Consider the following 18,234-nt stretch of genomic DNA (forward strand, 5'->3'; position numbering starts at 1 on the left):
GTATCGCGCTCAATGGGCAACAAGGCCGGTTACAACGAAAAGTGATGGACAGTTATGACACTCGAACTACGTGAGATCAAGGGCGTTACCGAGATCGAGCCCGCCAGCTGGGATTTGCTGGTCGACCGTGACTACCCCTTTTTACGCCACGCCTTTCTATATGCCCTGGAGCAAAGCGGTGATGTGTCAGCGGATACCGGCTGGGTTCCTCGTCATGTAACACTGTGGCAGTCAGGCCGACTGGTCGGGTTTCTGGTGCACTATGACAAATACCATTCCTGGGGCGAATATGTCTTCGACTGGCAGTGGGCCGATGTCTGGGAGCAGGCCGGTCAGGCCTATTACCCCAAGCTTTTGAGTGCCGTGCCCTACACGCCAAGCCAAGGGCCGCGGCTGGTGCTGGCCGAGGATATTGATCCGAAGGTGGCCGGCATACTGGTGGCTGATCATCTTCAGCGTACCGATCGCTCTGGCGCGCATCTTCTGTTTCCTGGTGTGCAGGAGACAGCTCGCTGGCAGGCCGCCTGGCCGTCGCTGCTGCTTCGTCTCGGTATTCAGTATCATTGGCAGGACCGTGACTACGGTACCTTTGAGGGGTTTCTGGCGACGCTGACATCAAAGCGACGCAAGGAAGTGCGCCGTGAGCGGCGCAAGGTCGCTGAACAGGGCATTACACTGCACTGGATTGAAGGGGAAAGCCTCGAGCAGGCAAGTCTTGAGCATTTTTATCGCTGTTATCGAATGACCTATCTCGAGCGCGGTCAAACCCCGTATCTGAGCCTCGATTTCTTTGAGCGACTCATGAAAACGCTTCCTGACAATATCGTCTTGATGCAGGCACGGGTCGATGGACAGCCTATCGCAGCTGCCCTATACCTCAAGGGTGTCGACACGCTTTATGGGCGTTACTGGGGTAGCGAAGTGCATGCGGACTGCCTGCATTTCGAGGCCTGTTATTATCAGGGAATTGATTATTGCCTTGCACACGGTCTGCGCCGCTTCGACCCGGGTACCCAGGGCGAGCACAAGCTGGTACGTGGCTTTGAGCCGGTAATGACGCGCTCGCTGCACTGGCTGAGAGACAGCAGGTTTCACCAGGCTGTCGGTGATTTTCTGAGTCGCGAGAGGCCCGTGGTCGAGCAACGCATGACGCTGGCGCGGGAGGCTTTGCCCTTCAGGCAGATTGATGGGAGCTGATTCGCTGCCGGAGCCATGATGGAGGCAGATAACAGGATAGTGTCTTTCGTCACGACCGGTTCTCGATCAGCAACGACTATTGGTTACAGGGATGAGGAATACGATCATGGGTAAATGGATTACCGCCCTGATACTGGGCACCCTTGCATTGACGGGGCCGGCACGGGCCGACACGGTATCGCCTTTGTGGCAGTCGCTCTCGGGCTCACCCGACTACACGACCTTCGTGAAGGCACTGGATGAAGCGGGTCTTGATGATCGGCTGAAACATGCCACGGACAGGCAGCCGGTTACTGTCTTTGCACCAACAAATGCCGCCTTTGAGGCGCTGGACGCCACATCGCGGACCAAACTGTTTTCACCCGCCAACCGTGACCGCCTTCGTGACGTGTTGAATCTTCATATGGTCAGTGGCGAGGTGGCGCCTTTCAGGGCCGTTGAGCAGCGTGATCTGGGGTCGGATCAGGGGCAGTCGTTGAAGGTTACCGACGATAAGGGACAGCTTCACGTCAATGGTGTGTCCGCAGTGCCGATAAGGCATTTCAAGACCGGGTATCTGTACCGTTTGGATCGAGTCCTGATGCCCCGTCAGTAAGGCATATGCCGGATACTGAAAAGGCCCGCACAATGCGGGCCTTTTTGCTGCGGTACAGCGCTGTTACTTGTCGACAGCGTTGCTTGCATTATCCAGCAGGTTGGATGTGGCTTCCCGCGTGTTTTTCCATGCGCTTTCAGCGCCGTTCTTGGTCTTTTCCCAGGCGGTGGATGCCTGCTTCTTGGCATCCTGCCACCAGTCATTGGTGTACTCAGGCTGGTTATTGAGCTGTTCTTCGCTCAGATCCACGGTCACCTTGTATTCGGTGTCTTCCAGACTGCTGTCCTGAGTGGTTTCAACCGTGAACTTGCCCTTTTCAATGACAAAGTTCTTGTCATGACCGATATCGCCAGTCTCGATCACAATAGCCTGAACGCTCATGTCATCGCCGAGAAGGATGTTTTCAACTTCTCCGGCTTCATTTTTCGGGTCTGATTGCAGGTAGACCGGGGCATCCATGAGTTCATCAGCGCTGTAGAGGCCCTGTGTTGCCGCCTGGGCAGCCATGGCCTGCGGAATCATGAATACGCCTGCGGTTAAAAGTGCAGTACCGGCAATGGCGGATTTGATGTGAGACATATCGTGCTCCTTGCATATCTAGAGGGGCATGCGTCCTGCATGTTCTTCTTAATATAGGGTGTTTTTCCCATCCTTCAACCGGCAGACGACTTTTCGGCCGCATCCTGACTCGCCGTGGTATCCGCTGCATAAGCCTTTCGATCCCCCATGGGCCTTTCGGCACCCACGGTGGTGTCCGTGCTGGTTTCCCGCTCGAACTCCCTGTTGATACCGGCACCAAGCAACACGATGTAAGCCGACAGCCAGAACCACATCAATAAAATGACCACGGCGCCGATAGAACCGTAGGTTTCGTTGTAACTCGAGAAGTTACGGACATAAATCGAAAAACCGGCCGATCCCAGCAGCCACAGCAGGGTGGCTGCCAGTGCACCTGGGGTCAGCCATTGCCAGCGGGCAGCGCGGCGGTCCGGAGCGAAGCGATACAACAGGGCGATGGCAAACAGAACCAGCATCAGCATCAGCGGCCAGCGCGCGTAAAGCATGATTGAGCTCAGCAGGTCGCCGAAGGGCAGGTAGCCAATGATGGCCGGCACCAGGGCGATGGCCGCCAGCGTGATGATGGTAGACAGCACCAGGCCCAGGGTCAGGGTCACGTTGATCAGCGCCTGGTGTATGAGCCCCCGATGCTCCTGCTCCCCGTAAATGATGTTGAGACCGGCCATGAAGCCACGCACGCCCTTGGACGCGCTGTACAGGGTAAACAGCAACCCGCCGATGGCGGTGACGCTCATGCCGGCCTGCGGGTTGGTACTGACCTTGATGGCCTGCTGGCTGATGATCGAAACGGCCTCCTGAGGAACGATGCCATTCATGGCCTGGATCTGCTGCTGAACCTCAAGGGGATCCGATACCAGGCCCCAGATCGAAATAAGCGCAGCAATGGCCGGGAAGATGGCCAGCAAACCGTAGAAGGCGATGCTGGCAGCAACCATGTTGGCGTAGTTGTCAGTCATCAGGGACTTTACCCGCCACAGGGCGGAAAGCATTGCCCGAGGCGGTAGCTGTAGCGGTGTATACGCAGAAGTCGTACGGCTGGAGGGCATGAGCAGGTCCGTCAAATAAAAAAACAAGTATAGGTCGAAGCAAAACTTGATTCGACTCGGATAGGGTTCCTGGGTCGAAAGGATGGTTCAAATTAACTGAAAGGGCGTTTTATGTCTCATACCCTGCATGATCACAGGCGTAGTCCATGGCTTGCTCTATGGGTCAGGCCGCGCCATACCCTGCGCTCCTTGCTCAAGTCGCGGAATGCGTTTTCAACACGGCTGTTACTGGCAGGGGTGCTTGGTATTGTACTGATGACCGAACTGGCCGCCGTTCAGGGGCTGGGGCTGCGTCATGGCGCACTGTATCTTCTGGTGTGGTGTCTGCCTGGAGGTCTGCTGTGCGGGATAGCCGGCCTTTATCTGTTCAATGGGGTGACATGTCTGGTGTCCAGAGCCATGAAAGGACGGGGAGACTGGGCCGATACGCTGAGTATCCTGACCTGGACCAATGTGCCCCTGTGCGTGGTGGCGCTGGCGACGCTTGTTCAGCTCAACATTGCCGGTATGGATTACTTCATGGCCGGAGGAGCCATCGTCGAGCATCCTGCCACGCTGGCGCTGACCTTTGCCAAATGGATCATGGTACTGCTGGCTGCTCGGGTAGGTGTGGTGGGGATTTCCCTGGTCCAGCGCTGCTCGGCGCGGCGCGCCGCAAGTATCCTGCTGGTTTCCCTGCTCATCATGGCGCTGATTACCGGGGCCGTGTTTTGGGGGCTGGAAATCCTGTTTTCTCTGATGTAGCAAGGAAGGCCTCTTTTGTATGATTATTTAGAGTATTGTTTATAATTAATATACCTATATTGAGGTGTCGGGTTTATTCGATTATCGCTGCCGCGCTCGACCCATGGAGTTCACGCTGACTGATTCCCGCCGATGAATGAGCTCAGTACCGTGAAGCCCATCACTCGATCAAGGGTACCTTATGCGTCACACGCCTCATTATGTTCCAGCGCCATTTCCGCTCGATGAGCCCCAGCGGCTCGAAGCGCTGAGGCAGTTGAATATTCTGGATACTGCTCCCGAGCAGGCGTTTGACGATATTGCCGAGCTGGCCCGCGTCATTTGCGACAAGCCCATCGCACTCGTTTCCCTGCTTGACAGTGACCGTCAGTGGTTTAAAAGCTGTCTGGGACTTGATGCAACGCAAACTCCGCGCGACATGGCATTCTGCGGCTTTGCCATCCTGGAAAAAGACCGGATTCTGGAAGTTCAGGACACCAGGCTGGATCCGCGTTTTGCGGATAACCCGCTGGTCAGGGAAGCGCCGAATATTCGCTTTTATGCCGGTATTCCCCTCGTCATGAAGTCAGGGCATGCACTTGGCACGTTGTGTCTGATCGATACCAAACCCGGATGCCTCACCGACATGCAGCGTCAGGCACTGACCGGGCTTGGCCGTCAGGTCGTCAAGCAGATCGAATTGCGTCAACTTGCCGAGAATCATTACAGCATGGCATCACGCTTTACCGAGCTCTCTCAGCGCGCGCCAGGGCTTCTTTTCGAGCTGGTGTATCATCCCGGCGCCTTTACCCTTCAATATGCAGGAGAGCGCGCCGAGCAGATGTTGGGCATTGCCTGCAGTGACCTCTATGACGATGTGAACGTGCTGCTTCGTCACCTGGTTCCGGAAGACCGGCGTGCGGTGCGTCGTGCGTTTCTGGCGTCCTGTCGTAGTGTAACGATGGTGGATGTGATCTTTCGGGCGAGTGTCCTTGGCCAGGAGCGATGGTTTCGAATAGAAGCCTCACCTCAAAAGGATGACACGACGCTGGCCTGGTACGGGTTCTTGTCGGATATCACGCTTCGCCAGCAAGGCCGGCTTGAAATCGAGGCGGAACGCGCGATGTATCAGAGAGTCATGTCTGCTGCCTCCTCGGGGATCGTGGCCTGTAACGAGCAGGGCGAGCTGACGGTATTCAATGAGGCTGCCTATCGCTGGCATGGTGTCGATGTGACGGCCGTGCCTCAGTCGGAATGGGGGCAGTACTATGACCTCTATGAGCAGGATGCGACCACGCCCATGTCGGTTGAGCGCATTCCGCTGGTACGAGCGCTGGGCGGTGAAACGCTGCGTGATGAGCCCATGGTCATTGCCCGAAACGATCAGGAGGTTCGATACGTTTCTGCCAATGCCGATCCGATTTTCAGCCCCGATGGACGGCCACTGGGCGCTGTCGCCATCATGCATGATGTGACGGCACGTGTGCTGTCCGAGCGCGCGCTTGCCCTGCTTCAGCAACGATTTACCCAGGCATTTGAAACGGCACCGATTGGCATGGCGCTGGTCAGCCTGGAAGGGTGGATCGTGGATGCCAATGACGCACTGTGCCGTCTGCTCGGTTATTCCCTCGAGACACTCAGAACACTGAAGCTGCGCACTCTCATGAATGTGGAAGACTGGCAGCACGAGCTGCCGTTCCGCGAGGAAATGTTGAACAACACGCGTCAACATTACCGTATCGAAGGCCGCTATCATGCTCGGGATGGCAGTGAGCTCTGGACCGAGATGCAGGTGTCGTTGTTGCGCGATGCCCACGGCGCGCCGGATCAATTCATTACTCAAATCCTTGATATCACCGAGCAGCATAGAGCCTCGCGGATGAAGGATGAGTTCATTGCAACGGTCAGTCATGAACTTAGAACGCCACTGACATCCATCAGCGCGGCCCTGGGCATGCTTGACTCAGGCGTGCTGGGGAGCTTGCCTTCCTCTACCGCGACCGAGATGATCCGAATTGCCCATGAAAGCAGTGAACGCCTCAAGCGGCTGATCAGTGACCTTCTGGACATGGAGCGGATTTCTGCCGGTCAGATGAATTACGACCTGGCTCCTCAGGCCATCGAGCCATTGCTGAAGGCCTGTCTCGATGAATGCCGGATCATCGCACGGCAGAGCCATATTACCCTGGGATGTACGCTCTCCTTTGACGGTCTGGTCAAGGCAGATGAGGCGCGCCTGAAGCAGGTGTTGATCAACCTGCTGAGTAATGCCATTCGCTTTTCGCCTGAAGGAAGCCACGTGCAACTTGCCAGCGAACAACGCGATGGCATGGTCAGGCTCAGCGTGACGGACAATGGCGCAGGCATTCCAGATGCCTTCAAACCCATGGTATTCAAGAAGTTCGTTCAAGTGGATGGTGCCAGTACGCGACGTCATGGCGGGGCCGGGCTGGGGCTTGCCATCAGCAAGGAGCTCGTGGAGGGCATGGGCGGGGGAATCGGGTTCACCTCCGTGAAAGATGAGGGCAGCTGCTTTTATGTTCTCCTGCCAAGGGGGTGAGATACGCCCTTTGTATAACCCCTCCCGGGAGTAAGTTACACTCAGGGTTTAGGCGGCAAGCGGAAATACATCGGTGATCACTGTAGACAACCGTGAAGGGTTCTCGCTTCGAATTTCACGCATTCTGAGCAGGGAACCCTCTCAGCATGTTGATATCTATTTTTTCCTGCCCGGCGAACTGGGCTTCAGCGCGCGCGTCATGTCGGAAGGTGACTTCTTTCACAACGCCATCTACGTCAAGCGTACCTATCACAGCACTCGTCATCAGCTCCCGCTGGTATACAGCCGACTGGCCAGTCGGTCCAGACTCTCTCCGGAGCGTTACCGGCTGGATCTGAGCCTTTACGCCTACCAGTACGTTGTCGCCCTCGAGCGCCAGGCGCGCGCCCTTCAGTCCCGTAATGACGCCAGCTCGGAAGAGCTTCTTGAACTCAGCGAGCTGTGTCAGGGCATTCTGCGTCGTCTTCGCCGGCACCAGCCGGGTGAGGAGCGTCTGGAAAAATACTATTTCAATATCGATAACTACCTTTCCTGGTTGACCGAGCAAAGTGTTCTGGCACTGGCCATGCACGTGGAGCAGCATGAGCATGCCCATGAAGGGCGGCAGGCGCTGATGGACCTCGCCGCGCAGGAGCGGCGCCATCGCGAGGAAAAAAACTACAACTCCTCCAGGGCCATGGATAACCCTTCACGGATGTCGAACAAGATGCGCCTGCTCAGGCGATTGATCGAATATCCGATTACCCTGCGCGAAAAGCGTCAGGAACTGGGCAAGATGGAAGAGAAGGGCGTCAAGGCTCTGGCAGCCGGTCTGGTAATGGTTGTGGTATCGGTGCTGATGTTTGAGGCGCGTTCGGTACTGGGCGATCTCACCCTGCGCTTTTTTTTAGCGCTGGCGGTCATGTACGCCGCCCGTGAAGTCTTCAAGGAAGACCTGCGCGATACGCTATGGCGCTGGCTGCGGCGAGGGCGGCCAAAGTGGCGCAGCCAGTATTACGATAACTTCAGTGGTGACATGGTCGCACGTGCGCTCGAATGGTTTGATTATTCCCGCTATCAGCGCCTGCCCGACGACATTCGCCGTACCCGCCGCGGCAACATGGTCAAGCGGGAAGAACACGTACTTCACTATCGCAACCACACGATGCTATCTCCGGGCCGGTTCCTGAAAGGCTATTACCACACCCGTGAGGTTATCATCGTGGACCTGCAGTTCGTGGCCCGACTGATGGACCCAGGCTCCTTTGACGTCTACCGACTTGATGATGAGGGCAATATCCAACGCGATGAGGTGGAAAAGCGCTATCAGGTCAACCTGGTGGTCAAGACACGTCAGGGCGATGATATCGAGCTCAAACGCTGGAAAATCACCATGAACCGTTCCCGCATCGTTGATATAGAAGCTGTCGGCTCGCCGTGATACGTCGCCCGTAGCTCGGCAAACTGATAGAATTGGCCCAACTTGAGTGAAACTTTAAAACGGTGCAATGGCACCAGGGGATTCCATGCGGTTGGTCATTCGATTGTTTTTCAAGGGGCTACGGCGCGTTCTGATGCCTTTCATGCTGATCTATGCGGCGGTGTCAAAACCGAAGGCCGTAGAGCGCAGTGCCTCGGATCAGGCTCATATCGACCAGGAATGCCAGCAACTGGCTCTTTATCAGTTCTCTACCTGCCCGTTTTGCATCAAGGTCAAAAAGGAAATTCACCGTCTGGCATTACCGATTGAAATGAAGAACATCCAAAAGGATGACCAGGCGCGACGTGAGCTGGAAGCCGGCGGCGGCCGGGTCAAGGTGCCGTGTCTGAAGATTGTTCATCCGGGCGGGCTGGAAGAATGGATGTACGAATCAGATGATATCAACCGCTATCTTCAGCAGCGCTTTGCAATCTGATGAGGAGAAGCTTTCCTCCCGGGGCGTGAAACAGCTATGCTTCAGTCAGTGGCATTGATGCCCATCTGGTGGATTCTCAACATGACATGGAGGACAGCATATGTCCGGTGACAAGTCCAAGGCAGAAGAACTGGTTGACAAGGTTGGCGGCAAGATTCAGGAAAAAACCGGCGAGGCAGCAGGCGATCAGGACCTCAAGCACAAGGGGAAAAAGGATCAAAAGGATGCCGGTAACGTTCATGAAAAGAACAAGAACGACGAGTAATATTCTCACTACTTGTTGATTCAGGAAGGGCAGCCGGCTGGCTGCCCTTTTTTATAGTGCCTTGAACAGGAGTTCCATCATGTTGAAACCTTCGTTGTGTCTTGCTGCCCTGCTTTGTTTCAGTCCTCTCTCCATGGCGGACGCTCCGAGCGAGGAGGCCAGCCAGGCTGCCTACACGCTGATGGAGCAGACGGACATGAAAGGCATCTTTGATCAGGCCATGCAGGATTCTCTGGAGCAGCAGTTGGCAGTCAATCCCGCCCTGGTGCCCTACAAGGATGTCATGGAGCAGTTCTTCAACGACTATGTGAGCTTTGAAAGCATCAAGCCTCGACTGGCTGCACTTTATGCCTCCCGTTTCAGCGCAGACGAGCTGAACACGTTGACGGACTTCTACAGTACCGATACCGGTAGAAAGGCCATGGAACTCATGCCTGAATTAATGCAGGAAGGTGCCAGTATCGGCCAGACGCAGGTAATGGCGCATCAGGACGAGCTTCAGCGCATGCTTCTCGAGCGCAAGGCAGAACTCTCAGCCAGTGCACAGCAATAGCCAGCAGCTTCACGCAGGTTTTCCAGCTATTTTCGTAAGATAGCGGGCCCGGTGGCTAAAGCATTATCGCCAGGCCTGCACCCCACCTCCGTACATCAGAGGTCTGCTTTCTCGGCAGTTTGCATATTTACGTCGCAGGAAGAGCAAAACGCCCCTGATCCAGCCGTTAGCCTGAATCAGCCGGTTCCGGTTATCAAAGCCCTCAACCTTGTCTGGCCGCCAAAGCCACCGGCAGTGACTCCCACAGCGGCGCGATGGCTGCCGGCGCCAATGAAGCGCTGATCACGCAGCTCGCTGCGCTGGTCGACAGCGACCGGACGCTTCTGGTCTCGGCCTCGAAGATCACCGGCATTCTCGCCGCCGGGATGGCGGGTGGGGATGTGGAGAAGGGCGCCGAGGTGGCGGGAAATGCGACGGCGTATAACTATCTGTCGCATCCAGAAGCCCGTCGGCTGCAAGCCATCAATCGCCTCCTGGACGATGACGACACCCTCACCGAGGCACAGCGTCAGGCCCTGGAGGATGAACGTCTGGAAATCAATATCCGCAGCCAGTCGCGTGACCGGGCGTTGGAGCAGGCCTGTGGCCAGGCCGGTTCTGCACAAACCTGCCACTACGAACGGGCCCAGCTGCAGGTAGCCATGGGTAGCTGGAAAGGCGTGCCGCTGGGCCGAGAGGAGCAAGACACAGTCCTTGCCGAGTACATCCATACGGCGGGGCAGTATGGTCAGAACCAGCAACAGCGCATGGAGCGCATTGGTGCCGAAGCCCTCTCGGAGATGGTGGTGGATGCTGCCAGCGCGCCCTTCATCCTGGGGAGCCTCGTTGGGCAGGCGTTACAGGGGGATGAAGAGTCCCGGGCGGTATTGCAATCAGTGGGTGAGAACATAAAGGCCCTGGCGGCCGATCCCGCGAACTACATCAGCGAAAGCAACCGCGAGCAGCTGGCCCGGGCCGATGCGCTGGAGCAGGCCGGGCGGCTGGATGACGCCGACAAGCTGAGAGTCCGCGTCGCGCTGGACAACGAGTCGATGCTGATGGGCACAGGTGGGCTATTGGCTCGATTGCCGAGGCTGGCCAAGAGTGTTGTTGGAAGTAAGGGGAGACCGGATAGCCTGGATGGCACTGTTACAAATGGTGCCAAAGAGATTACGACGGTAGCAGTAGAAACTAATAATGCTCTCAGTGCTGCGAAAGGAGTTGTTGCAACGCGTATTAATTTGCTGACGGGCACTGCAAACGTCAATGGTAGTGGGCTTGAGTATGCTTGGAAAAAGCATGGTGGCGATTGGAGTGAGAATAAATCTGCTTTTACAATTTCCAAGGATGAGTTGAAGATCGTTTTGCAGGATCCACAGGTTGTCAAAACACCTGCGTACAAATCACCCACGTCTGGTAATTTTATTCGAACAGTTGATATGGGGCGTTCTATTAGAATTGATGCCAAAGCCGGAGGGCAGGCTACTAATTTCATGACGGTGATTACTGACTCAAAAGGCAATTTGGTGAACACATTTCCAGGGAAGACTTTCTAATCATGTATTACGTAATGGTATGGGACAAAGACTTGGCATCCACCGGGCGAGATGGTTGTCTCGATAAAATGGAGATTCCTTTGAATACGGCAATTTTTTTATTTCGGCTGGATGCAGAGCAATTTCCAATTCTTTCCAGTCTAAGCTTTGATGATTACGATATGTTCTCTGGTTTGCAAATTGATTTTCTCATGGACGAGTTGCTTGCTGCCGCCAGCATAAATTCTCTGATTTCTGAAATGGCTAAATTAATGATGAGTCTGATGCTTAAGGCGAAGTCTTTAGGAAAAAATGTTTTATTTGATCCATTTAGAGCGGGTTAGGTGTTTGGTCCCGGGAAGTAATGGTTGGAATCATAATGCCAGAGCGAACTGGTCGCGCAGGGGCAGCTCGCCATCCAGGCCGCCAACCGGGTCGCGATCGAAGTACCGGAGATCGATGCCCAGAGCGACATCGACTGGCGCACAGTCAAGGAAATCCACGACCAGTGGGATTACAGCCAATCGGGCCTTGGCAAGGGTGCGGCACTCGCGATCAGCATTGCCGCGGCCGCCGTGGTCGGGCCGATGGCCGCAGGTATCGCGGGCGGTATAGGCACGCTAGGCGTTGCCATGGCCGCCGGAACGGCAGGCTCCCTGGCCGGCACCGACGCCGCCCTCGAGACTGCCATTCAGGGCGGCAGCTTCAGCGATGCCGTGACCCACAACCAAGTAAAAGTTTTGGAAGATGTTAAATGGTGACGCTGGTGATAAAAATATAAGGCCTGTTCCATGATAAACTTAATCACTGTTGATTCTGTTAGCTCAGAAATCAAAGAAGAGGTTTCAGTAATAGTATGTGGTCAAAAGTTAACTTGCTTTGCCAGCTATCTGCCTTATGAAGTTAAAGTTGGAGGGGTCTATTCGGCAGAGCTGCTTCCTGTAATTTTTGACAATTACATTGTTGAAGAAGTTGATTTTTCCAAGCCTAAAATTGTTAGAAAAGGACTGGGATACTCTTATGATTTTATTGGTAAGCTGAAAGATGGCTGCATATATTGTGGTGATTTGGTTTTTTGTGATGACGTGTTGCTGACAGATTTTGGATTTCTTGATGGTAAGTTGATTTCTTGGAAAATTGATAGATTGGATATTTTGTTTTCTAAGTAGGTTTTGCGATTTTAAAAGATGACGCCAAGCGATATTGGAGGATCTATCAATTATTGGCCTTGTTTTAGGCCCCGTATGAAAAGTAATTTTAGTTTTTTAAATAATTATGAATATCGATATAAGAGATGCTATTGCAGAGCTAAAAAGCGTTCGAATTTCTCTTCCAAATGCACAAGAATTGCCTGACGATGCTTTAATCGATGCTTATGAACGTGAGCTTGGTGTTTCATTTTCGGATGAGTACAAGGTTTTTGCCAAGGAGGCGAGCGATAGTGTCTTTAGTGGTAAGGATGCGCTTCGATTGACAGTGAATAGAGATAGTCCGAGAGAGCTTTTGAGCACTGTTGCAGGGGCTCGAAAGCAAGGCGTTCCAGAGTCGTGGCTCCCCATCTGCGAGGATAATGGAAACTACTATTGTCTTCTTGAAGATGGGTCTGTCAGTTATTGGTCACATGATGGACCCTATGATGAAACTTGGCCAAGTCTCGCTAATTGGATCAAATATGCATGGGTAGAGGGTGAGTAGTCTTTATAAAAAATTTATCTAGCACTGGCTTTAAGCTGGTGTTCTAGACAGGTGATTAGGCTTGGCTAGTCAGCGGCAACGACCAGACCTACCAGCGCACCCGCCTTGCATCCGATGGTGACATGACCCTGAGCGCCGGCGGCGACATCACCTTCGCCGGCGCGATGGATACCCACTCCGAATCCCACGAGAAGAGCAAGAGCAACTGGGCGTGGCAGTCGGCGAAGGGCAAAGGCACCACCGACCAGACCCTGCGCCAGAGCGAACTGGTGGCGCAGGGGCAGCTCGCCATTCAGGCCGCCAACCGGGTCGCGATCGAAGTACCGGAGATCAACGCCCAGAGCGTCAGCCAGACGGTGGACGCCATGGTCGCCGCCGACCCCGAGCTTGCCTGGCTGAAACAGGCCGAGGCCCAGGGCGACATCGACTGGCGCACGGTCAAGGAAATCCACGATGGCTGGGATTACAGCCAATCGGGACTTGGCAAGGGCGCGGCGCTCGCGATCAGCATTGCCGCGGCCGCCGTGGTGGGCCCGATGGCCGCCGGGTTTGCTGGTGTGTCCGGCATCGCCGGTGCGGCGGTCGCCGGGGCCGCGGGATCGATGGCCGGCACCGCTGCGGTCAGCGTGATCAACAATCGAGGCAACCTCGGCGACACCCTTGATGACACCCTCTCCTCGGACAGTCTGAAAGGCGCTGCGCTTGCGGCGACGACGGCGGCCGCGTCCAGCTGGCTCGATGATGCCATGAACACGTCCAGCAATTCGGTGATCGACAAGACCTCGCTCGACGGCGTACTCAAGTTCGTCGGCCGGCGCGCCGCACAGGCCGGCACCGATGCTGCCCTCGAGACCGCCATTCAGGGCGGCAGTTTCAGCGACGCCGTGACGCATAACCTCGAAGGCGCACTGGCTACCGCCTTCCAGGCCGAGCTGTTCAATCAGATCGGCAATCTGGGGGAGCGTTACCCGGAATTCCTGGCTGATGGTGGCAGTGGCAAGATTGCCTTGCATGCCTTGGCCGGCGGACTGGCCGCAGAAGCGACCGGCAGTGACTTCCGTACCGGCGCCATCGCGGCCGGCGCCAACGAAGCGCTGATCACGCAGCTCGCCGCGCTGGTCGATAACGACCGGACGCTTCTGGTCTCGGCCTCGAAGATCACCGGCATCCTCGCCGCCGGGATGGCGGGAGGGGATGTGGAGAAGGGCGCGGAGGTGGCGGGAAATGCGGCGGCGTATAACTATCTGTCGCATCCAGAAGCCCGGCGGCTGCAAGCCATCAATCGCCTCCTGGATGATGACAAGACCCTCACCGAGGCACAGCGTCAGGCCCTGGAGGATGAACGTCTGGAAATTAATATCCGCAGCCAGACGCGTGACCGGTCGTTGGAGCAGGCCTGTGGTCAGGGCGGTTCGGCAAGCACCTGCCACTATGAACGGGCACAGCTGCAGGTAGCCATGGGTAGCTGGAAAGGCGTGACGCCGGGTCGAGATGACCAGGACACGGTCTTTGCCGAGTACATGCATACGGCGAGGCAGTATGGTCAGAACCAGCAACAGCGCATGGAGCGCATCGGTGCCGAAGCCCTCTCGGAGATGGTTGTAGATTCAGCCAGCGCGCCCTTCATCATGGGAAAACTCGTTGGGCAGGCGTTACAGGGAGATGCAGAGTCCCGGGCGACACTGCAATTAGTGGGCGAGGAGATAAAGGCCTTTGCTGCCGATCCCGCGAACTACATCAGCGAAAGCAATCGCGCACAGCTGGCACGTGCCGATGCGCTGGAGCAGGCGGGGCGACTGGATGACGCTGACAGGCTGAGAGTTCGCGTTGCGCTGGACAACGAATCAATGCTGATGGGCGCAGGTGGGCTGTTGGCACACCTGCCGAGGCTGGCTAGGAGTGTTTCGAGAAGTAAGCTTGGACATGGTGTTTCGGGCGAAGGTGATAAGAAAACTACTGGAAACCCAGTAGTTGATGCTGAAAAAGAAGCTTTGGACCGCATTGCAAAAAACCCGAAAGGGCCCAGCTTGGCAGACAAGCAGCCTGGCACTGTGCTGCAAGCGCAATCACATAAGAGAATGAATGATTTGATTCGGGATTTTTCAGATAAAGCGCTTCTTCCAAAAGATTTTGAGTTAACTATTAATGGCAAAGTTCTGAAGGCTGATCCTATCGTTAGTAAGAACGCCCCGGTGTATGTTGGGGCTACTGATGACATGGTGGCTAATTATTTTATGCAACTTGCAGGTGTAGAAAAGCTGCCTTCTCCCAAAGCAATTACTATACGTGGTCAACCATCAGAAGTTTATTCTCTTGTAAGAAGCGATGGTGTGAAACTGAATTTGAGGAACGGTTCGTCATCTGCTGCTGAGACTGGCGCCAAGTGGTCAATAGACATTATCGGAGTTGCAGGAATAAAGGCCCCTAAAGTGGAGATAAAATTCAAATGATTAACTGCTCTTTTGAGGATTGTGAGTACAAATTAATACTTGAGTGGAGTTATGGCCTGGCCATCGATTCTTTGTGGTTAAGTGTGTGCAAAATTTACGATAATTCCTCCTATGATAATTGTAAGGATATTTTCTTGCAGGTTCTTTACAGGGTTCTAATCGAAGGAAAGGCTAGATTAGCGTGTGGTGACTTTCTAAAAGGTACGATTTTAGAGCAGATTGAAGCTTTTAAGGTCGCATGGCCTGCAAAAGATGATATCGATGAAAGCCTTTTCTGGGTAACTAATGAGGGCGTCTCTTGGGTGCCTGGTGGACTTGTATGGCTATATGAAGATGGCACAGAAATTTGGACTTAGGTGTTCGGTCCCGGGAAGTAGTGGTTCGGATCATAATGCCAGAGCGAGCTGGTCGCGCAGGGGCAGCTGGCGATCAACGCCGCCAACAACCTCAACGTTGATATTCGCCAGATTGACCAGCAGAGCGTTAGCCAGACCATCGATGCCATGGTCGCTGCCGAGCCGGAGCTTGCATGGCTGAAACAGGCCGAAGCGCAGGGCGATGTCGACTGGCGCCAGGTGAAGGAGATTCACGATAGCTGGAACTACAAGCAGTCCGGTCTTGGCGAAGGCGCGGCGCTGGCGGTCAGCATTGCAGCCACGGCTGCCATGCCCGGCATTGGTACCGGCCTTACTGGTGCCATGATGACCGCTGCTGCCGGCTCGCTGGCCGGTACCAGCGCGGTCAGCCTGATCAACAACCTCGGCAACCTCGGCGCCACCCTGGATGACACCCTCTCCTCCGAAAGCCTGAAAGGCGCCCTGATCGCTGCGGCGTCTGCGGGGATCTCGGAAAATCTGGACAGTGTCTGGGGCGGCGAGACGGACCCCGCCACGGGCCGGACCATTCCCCATGACCTCAGCTCCTGGGGAGGTACGGGTCGCTTTGCCGGCCAGCGTGCCTCGCAGGCCCTGGCCGATGCTGGTCTTCAAAGTGCCATCAACGGCGGCAGCCTGAATGACAACCTTGAACAGAACCTGCAGGGCGCCGTCACTACCGTGCTGGAAGCCTCGCTGTTCAATCAGGTCGGCAATCTGGGGGATCGCTACACCGAGTTCCTGGCCGATGGTGGCAGTGGCAAGATCGCGCTGCATGCTCTGGCCGGCGGTCTGGCCTCACAGGCAACCGGAGGCGATTTCCGTACCGGCGCCATTGCGGCCGGCGCCAACGAAGCGCTAATCAATCAGCTTGATGCTCTGGTGAAAGGGGATAAAAAGCTCTTGATTGCGGCGTCACAGATTACCGGCATCGTCGCGGCCGGCATGACGGACGGCGATATTCAGAAGGGCGCGGAGATTGCCGGTAATGCGTCAGCGTATAACCGCATGATGCATACCTCGGAAAAAGAGTGGATCGAGGCACATGGGGGCAGTGAAGAGGAAAAGGCAAGGCTGAAGATTGCCGCTTGTGCCCTGGTGGAGTGCTCGGCCCAGTACGAAAGAGGATCAGAGCAGTACAAGTTTTACAAGGAGCTTGAGAACGCCGGTAACACCGATACTTATGCGACCGAACGTCAGAAATTACAGAGCTCGGGGTTATTCGGCTATAGCGGTCTGGATGTGGTGGGTGACTACGCAGAACGTTACCAGGTGGGCAATCGATCCTTCGGAGCGCTGCAAACCGCAGGTGGTGTCGCTCTCGCGGGCAGTGGTGCTGCAATGTCAGGCACCGGAGTCGGTAGCCTGCTGGGTGCCTTACTGGTCGCAGTGGGCGCGGATCAGGCTGCAGCCGGCACCACGACCATGGTCAATGGTCATCCCACTCCAACCTTTGGTGCTCGGGCACTTGCTGATCAGCTGGACATATCCGTAGAACAGGCAGAGCTCGTGTATGGTCTGGCGGCGGCAGGAGGGGAAGCCAGCGCTGTAAACCAACTGTTGAATGCCGCATCGCGTAGTGCCAGCAGGAAGCCGATGGTCGAATAGGTTGATGATGGCATCGATGCTTCCCAAGCTTCTCCAAATGCTGCCTCTGGAGGTAAAGTTGGAACGGGTAGTTTAGATGGCACTATTACAAATGGTGCAAAAGGGGAAATGAAACTGGCTATAGTTGAGGTCAATGTGGCCAAAGCCAGTAAAGGTACGCCCGAATACAAAATATTGAATGAGCCACCACCCAATAGCCAAGTCAAACTGAACAATGGCACTGAATTCAAGACCAACTCAAGCGGTTACGTCGACGAACTTACGTTCACTCCATCACTGAAAAAAGGGATTCGTGATGCGCGCCAAACGGCGGTTGGTAAGGAAGGACTGTCAACGGATGTTGGGGGGCACATTCAAGGTTGCCAGTTTGGTGGAACATGTGATCGGTTCAATCTTTTTCCGCAAAACAGCAATTTTAACAATTCTGCCTACAAACGCTGGGAGATGGGAATCAAGAACGCATTGAATGGTGGCGACCAAGTTGGCTCAGTGACAGTACGATTTTCTAGGACTGACCCTGCATCTTCGCGACCAGACTCACTAGTCATTGACTACTCAATCAATGGAGAGAAAATGCGTAAATCATTCAGAAATGAGGCAGGTCAATGAGTATTGAACAACAGATGGAAGTTTTAAATGCACTCACGCAGATCATGCATGACTCTGCGTGTGGACAGTATGAAGAGATGCGCTGTGAATTTGAGTATGAAATTTACGATGGTGGATGGTCTGTAGGCTCTAAATACTCGTTTGTTCGAGATGGTGTATCTGTAAGCGAGCTCCTGGATGATCCTGAAGATAGAGCTTCCGATTTAGTACATAAATTGCACGAGTTGATGAAATCACATACGGGTGGTAATTGGAAAAAATTTGTGCTCTCTGTTGATCTTGACGGCAAAGCGAGCACTAAATTTACTTACTAGGTGTTTGGTCCCGGGAAGTAATGGTTCGGATCATGATGGGGCCTGTTTGGTTCATCCGCTCCACCTGACCATTGATCAAGAAATGTAAGGGCCGCGTCAGGCGGTGCTCGATGCCGTTTTCATGGCATACACACTCCGATGAAATATTCCGATGACCGAGTACTGCTGGATGCTCACTCCTGCACTCTCACGCAGGAATAAGTGGTACCGTTTCTTTAAGCGGAGCATAGCGCCTGAATGTGACGATCATTAACGGT

General features: G+C 54.9%; 21 protein-coding genes. 18 read left to right on the forward strand and 3 right to left on the reverse strand.

Features of this window, described 5'->3' with window-relative positions:
• Window positions 1–54: 54 nt before the first annotated feature.
• Window positions 55–1,197 (forward strand): GNAT family N-acetyltransferase, encoded by a 1,143-nt coding sequence (locus NAT21_RS12910; RefSeq protein WP_250939020.1) that lies wholly within the window; start codon window positions 55–57, stop codon window positions 1,195–1,197.
• Window positions 1,198–1,303: 106 nt separating this feature from the next.
• Window positions 1,304–1,792: a fasciclin domain-containing protein gene (locus tag NAT21_RS12915; RefSeq protein ID WP_250939022.1), complete on the forward strand. Its 489-nt coding sequence runs from the start codon at window positions 1,304–1,306 to the stop codon at window positions 1,790–1,792.
• 63 nt (window positions 1,793–1,855) lie between these two features.
• On the opposite strand, the gene NAT21_RS12920 is transcribed toward NAT21_RS12915, so the two are convergent.
• Together NAT21_RS12920 and NAT21_RS12925 are read right to left on the reverse strand one after the other, a co-directional pair.
• Window positions 1,856–2,371, reverse strand: coding sequence for a PRC-barrel domain containing protein (locus NAT21_RS12920; protein ID WP_250939024.1), 516 nt, complete (start codon window positions 2,369–2,371; stop codon window positions 1,856–1,858).
• Window positions 2,372–2,445: 74 nt separating this feature from the next.
• Window positions 2,446–3,417 carry a YihY/virulence factor BrkB family protein gene (locus tag NAT21_RS12925; protein ID WP_250939026.1) on the reverse strand — a complete coding sequence of 324 codons (972 nt, stop codon included), beginning with the start codon at window positions 3,415–3,417 and terminating at the stop codon, window positions 2,446–2,448.
• Between the two features lie 111 nt (window positions 3,418–3,528).
• Between NAT21_RS12925 and NAT21_RS12930 the strand changes: the two genes are divergently transcribed.
• The 8 genes from NAT21_RS12930 (at window position 3,529) to NAT21_RS12965 (ending at window position 11,271) form a co-directional block, all read left to right on the forward strand.
• Entirely contained in the window at window positions 3,529–4,161 is a 633-nt protein-coding gene (locus tag NAT21_RS12930) for a YIP1 family protein (RefSeq protein ID WP_250939028.1), read from the forward strand.
• 181 nt (window positions 4,162–4,342) lie between these two features.
• Window positions 4,343–6,700, forward strand: coding sequence for a PAS domain S-box protein (locus tag NAT21_RS12935; protein WP_250939030.1), 2,358 nt, complete (start codon window positions 4,343–4,345; stop codon window positions 6,698–6,700).
• Between the two features lie 73 nt (window positions 6,701–6,773).
• Entirely contained in the window at window positions 6,774–8,120 is a 1,347-nt protein-coding gene (locus NAT21_RS12940) for a hypothetical protein (protein ID WP_250939032.1), read from the forward strand.
• An 85-nt stretch (window positions 8,121–8,205) separates the two neighbouring features.
• Entirely contained in the window at window positions 8,206–8,595 is a 390-nt protein-coding gene (locus NAT21_RS12945) for a glutaredoxin family protein (RefSeq protein ID WP_250939034.1), read from the forward strand.
• 100 nt (window positions 8,596–8,695) lie between these two features.
• Window positions 8,696–8,860, forward strand: coding sequence for a hypothetical protein (locus NAT21_RS12950; RefSeq protein ID WP_250939036.1), 165 nt, complete (start codon window positions 8,696–8,698; stop codon window positions 8,858–8,860).
• A gap of 79 nt (window positions 8,861–8,939) precedes the next feature.
• Complete coding sequence (locus NAT21_RS12955) at window positions 8,940–9,413, forward strand: DUF2059 domain-containing protein (protein ID WP_250939038.1); 474 nt, start codon at window positions 8,940–8,942, stop codon at window positions 9,411–9,413.
• A gap of 254 nt (window positions 9,414–9,667) precedes the next feature.
• A complete protein-coding gene (locus tag NAT21_RS12960) occupies window positions 9,668–10,948 on the forward strand; it encodes a DUF6862 domain-containing protein (protein WP_250939040.1) in 1,281 nt (426 codons plus the stop codon).
• Window positions 10,949–10,950: 2 nt separating this feature from the next.
• Complete coding sequence (locus NAT21_RS12965; RefSeq protein ID WP_250939041.1) at window positions 10,951–11,271, forward strand: hypothetical protein; 321 nt, start codon at window positions 10,951–10,953, stop codon at window positions 11,269–11,271.
• Window positions 11,272–11,301: 30 nt separating this feature from the next.
• Here the strand turns inward: NAT21_RS12965 and NAT21_RS12970 are convergent, their stop codons facing one another.
• Window positions 11,302–11,451 carry a hypothetical protein gene (locus tag NAT21_RS12970; RefSeq protein ID WP_250939042.1) on the reverse strand — a complete coding sequence of 50 codons (150 nt, stop codon included), beginning with the start codon at window positions 11,449–11,451 and terminating at the stop codon, window positions 11,302–11,304.
• Between the two features lie 108 nt (window positions 11,452–11,559).
• Here NAT21_RS12970 and NAT21_RS15535 point away from each other — a divergent pair, with 108 nt between their 5' ends.
• From NAT21_RS15535 to NAT21_RS13005, 8 genes are all read left to right on the forward strand, one after another.
• Window positions 11,560–11,688: a hypothetical protein gene (locus NAT21_RS15535; RefSeq protein ID WP_284732798.1), complete on the forward strand. Its 129-nt coding sequence runs from the start codon at window positions 11,560–11,562 to the stop codon at window positions 11,686–11,688.
• Window positions 11,689–11,718: 30 nt separating this feature from the next.
• Window positions 11,719–12,096: a UCP019853 family protein gene (locus NAT21_RS12975; RefSeq protein WP_250939043.1), complete on the forward strand. Its 378-nt coding sequence runs from the start codon at window positions 11,719–11,721 to the stop codon at window positions 12,094–12,096.
• Window positions 12,097–12,202: 106 nt separating this feature from the next.
• A complete protein-coding gene (locus tag NAT21_RS12980) occupies window positions 12,203–12,622 on the forward strand; it encodes an SMI1/KNR4 family protein (protein ID WP_250939044.1) in 420 nt (139 codons plus the stop codon).
• A 122-nt stretch (window positions 12,623–12,744) separates the two neighbouring features.
• A complete protein-coding gene (locus NAT21_RS12985) occupies window positions 12,745–15,072 on the forward strand; it encodes a DUF637 domain-containing protein (RefSeq protein ID WP_250939057.1) in 2,328 nt (775 codons plus the stop codon).
• The gene (locus tag NAT21_RS12990) at window positions 15,069–15,428 is read left to right on the forward strand and encodes a DUF596 domain-containing protein (protein WP_250939058.1); all 360 of its coding nucleotides are present in this window, start codon (window positions 15,069–15,071) and stop codon (window positions 15,426–15,428) included. Before NAT21_RS12985 ends, NAT21_RS12990 begins: the two co-directional genes overlap by 4 nt.
• A gap of 147 nt (window positions 15,429–15,575) precedes the next feature.
• A complete protein-coding gene (locus tag NAT21_RS12995; protein ID WP_250939059.1) occupies window positions 15,576–17,054 on the forward strand; it encodes a DUF637 domain-containing protein in 1,479 nt (492 codons plus the stop codon).
• 108 nt (window positions 17,055–17,162) lie between these two features.
• Entirely contained in the window at window positions 17,163–17,663 is a 501-nt protein-coding gene (locus NAT21_RS13000) for a DNA/RNA non-specific endonuclease (protein ID WP_250939060.1), read from the forward strand.
• Window positions 17,660–17,977, forward strand: a complete 318-nt coding sequence (locus NAT21_RS13005) for a hypothetical protein (RefSeq protein WP_250939061.1) — start codon at window positions 17,660–17,662, stop codon at window positions 17,975–17,977. The genes NAT21_RS13000 and NAT21_RS13005 overlap by 4 nt, the downstream gene beginning before the upstream one ends.
• Window positions 17,978–18,234: the final 257 nt, after the last annotated feature.

The organism is Larsenimonas rhizosphaerae (genome assembly GCF_023700005.1).
Classification (GTDB): Bacteria; Pseudomonadota; Gammaproteobacteria; order Pseudomonadales; family Halomonadaceae; genus Larsenimonas; species Larsenimonas rhizosphaerae.